A 2,690-nucleotide genomic window follows, 5' to 3' on the forward strand; every position below is an offset into this window, starting at 1 on the left:
TGCCGGCACCTTCTCCCCGCATAGTGACGGGGAGAAGGCAACTGGCTGCGAACGTCTGCGCTGCTATATCGGTGGTTGGCGAAATCATGCCGCGGCAGCGTCTTTCTCCCCGTCACTATACGGGGAGAAATGCCCGGTAGGGCAATGAGGGGCGGCGCGAACTTGTCGATGCTTGTTAATCAATGTTGAGGGCATCCGAAGAGGCGCACCGAAGCATAGTTGATCAAACCGCCATCAGCCGCCTCACCTTCCTCATGTCATTGAGGAACCGTTCCCGCTCGGCTTGCTTGTCCTCCTGTTCGCGGATGCGCAGGATGAAGGAGGGATGGATGGTGATAAAAATGCGCAGTCCGTCCTCGCGCTCGATCACCTCACCGCGCATTTTAGTCACCGGCACGGCCTTGCCGAGCAGCGACTGCGCCGCCGTGGCGCCCAAAGCCACCACGAGGTTCGGTTTGACGAGATCGAGTTCCTTGTCCAGCCACCAGCGGCAGGCCTGGACCTCGCCGGCATTCGGCTTGGAATGGATTCGGCGCTTGCCGCGCGGCTCGAATTTGAAGTGTTTGACGGCGTTGGTGACGTAGACCTTCTGCCGCTCGATATCGGCATCCTCTAGCGTGGCGTCGAAGATCCTTCCGGCCGGACCGACGAACGGTTTGCCGGCCAGATCCTCCTGGTCGCCCGGCTGCTCGCCGACGAACACAAGCTCGGCGCTGTCCGGTCCTTCGCCGAAGACGGTCTGCGTCGCATTGCGCCAGAGCGGGCAACGGCGACAGGCTTTCGCCGCCTCGCGCAGGTCGCCGATCGACGCCTTCTCGCCGGGTGTCGGCTCGATATCGTCCGAACCGCGTCTGGCCGGTGCCTTTGCCTGCGTCGTGGCGGCCATCCTGTGCCTCATCCATTTCAGGGTGAAATGGACCGGGCGGGCTATGGTTCCGCTCAGACCTCGTGCAGATAGAGGTGGTAGTCGAGCTCGCTGACGGTGCGGGCGACGCGCAGATATTCGGCCTGCTTGATGGCGACGAAGGTCTTGTGCAGGTCGGCGCCGAGCGCTTCCTTCAGGAAGCTCGATGCCCTCGCCGCCTCGATTGCGGCGCGCCAGTCCACCGGCATGGCGCTGTGCCCGGCCGCCTGCTCATAGCCGTTGCCGGTGGTTTCCGGCCCGGGATCGAGGCCTTCGTCGAGCCCCCTGGAGACACCGGCCAGCACCGTCGCCGCCACCAGATAGGAATTGGCGTCGACGCCCGACGGCCGATGCTCGATGCGCCGGTTCCTGGCGTCGCCCGCAGGCACGCGCAGCGCCACCGAACGGTTGTTGACGCCCCAGGTCGGCGCCACCGGCGCGTAGGACTGGGAGACGAAGCGCCGCCAGGAATTGGCGTGCGGCGCAAACACCAGCATCGATTCCGCCATGGTCTGGATCAGGCCGCCGAGGGCGCTCAGCAGTTTCGGCGACCATTTTTCGCCTTCGGCCTCGGCGAAGACGTTCCTGCCGGCATCGTCTTGCAACGAGACATGGAAATGCATGCCGGAACCGGCATATTTCTCGATCGGCTTGGCCATGAAGCAAGCGGTGACGCCGTGGCGGCGCGCCTGTGCCCTGACCAGCCGCTTCAGCATGACGAGGTCGTCTGCCGCCCGCATCACGTCCTTGCGGTAGTTCAGCGTCAGCTCGTACTGGCCCGGCGCATATTCGGAAATCACCGTCTCGGCCGGAATGCCCTGCGCTTTTGCCGCGGCGTAGATGTCGGAAAACAGCGGCTCCATGCCGTGCAGATGGTCGACCGAATAGACCTCGGTCTTGGCCGAGCGGCGCCCGTCGAGCACGGCATGCGCCGGCTGCACCTTGCCGTCGGCATCGCGCTCATTGGTGAGAAGAAAAAATTCGAGCTCGAAGGCGCCGGCCGGATGCAGGCCCTTGGCCCCCAGGCGCTCGACCTGCCGCTTGAGCGCCAGACGGGGATCGGAGCTCATCGGCTGGCCGTCGAGATGGTACATCGCCATCAGCACCTGGCCGCGCGGCGGGCTGGTGCCGTGGAGCGGCACCAGCGTGCCGGGGATCGGCCATGCGCGGAGGTCGCCGTCGCCGGTGTCCCAGACCAGGCCGGTCTCGTGCACGTCCTCGCCGGTGATGTCGAGGCCGAGGATCGAGATCGGCAGATGCCGGCCGCCCTCGAAAATGCCCATCAGTTCGTGCCGGCGCACGATCTTGCCGCGGCCGATGCCGTTGGCGTCGGTCAAGACGATGTCGAAAGCCTCGATTTCCGGATGGGTGTCGAGAAAGGCTTTCGCCTCGGTGGGCGTCGAGCCCGAAGGTGAAGTCATGATGGAACTCTGCTTTGGCTGGCCGCCGATCTTCCAGCCGCTTGTCTCATGCCACTTGTCTCATGCCGCTTGTCTCATGCCGCAAGCCTTGCCGCAACGGCGGCGAAAGCGGCGATCAGCCGGTTGACCTGGGGCGCCGTCGTGGCCGGCGAGATCAGCATCATGTTGTGGAAGGGCGCGATCAGCACGCCCTGGTTGACCAGCGCCACATGAATGGCGGCTTCCAGCTCCGCCGCATGCGCCGCCTCCGCCTCGCCGCCGTTGCGCAACGGGCCCGGGGCGCAGATGAATTCGACGCGGGCGCCGCCGCGGGCGACACGCCAGGGCAGACGGCAGCGGTCGATGCCGGCGGTCAGCCCCGCATC

Annotated in this window: 2 protein-coding genes and 1 pseudogene; all 3 read right to left on the reverse strand. The window is 65.6% G+C overall.

All coding sequences use genetic code 11. From position 1 onward, the window contains the following. Positions 1-223: 223 nt before the first annotated feature. On the reverse strand, positions 224-886 hold the full coding sequence (locus EN738_RS33215; RefSeq protein WP_127287242.1) for a UdgX family uracil-DNA binding protein: 663 nt from the start codon (positions 884-886) through the stop codon (positions 224-226). Between the two features lie 53 nt (positions 887-939). Further along, positions 940-2,325 (reverse strand): glutamine synthetase family protein, encoded by a 1,386-nt coding sequence (locus tag EN738_RS33220; RefSeq protein WP_127287243.1) that lies wholly within the window; start codon positions 2,323-2,325, stop codon positions 940-942. Between the two features lie 74 nt (positions 2,326-2,399). Continuing rightward, a pseudogene (locus EN738_RS33225) lies at positions 2,400-2,690 on the reverse strand (aspartate aminotransferase family protein); the annotation flags it as partial.

Source organism: Mesorhizobium sp. M4B.F.Ca.ET.017.02.2.1 (assembly GCF_003998955.1).
Lineage (GTDB): Bacteria > Pseudomonadota > Alphaproteobacteria > Rhizobiales > Rhizobiaceae > Mesorhizobium > Mesorhizobium abyssinicae.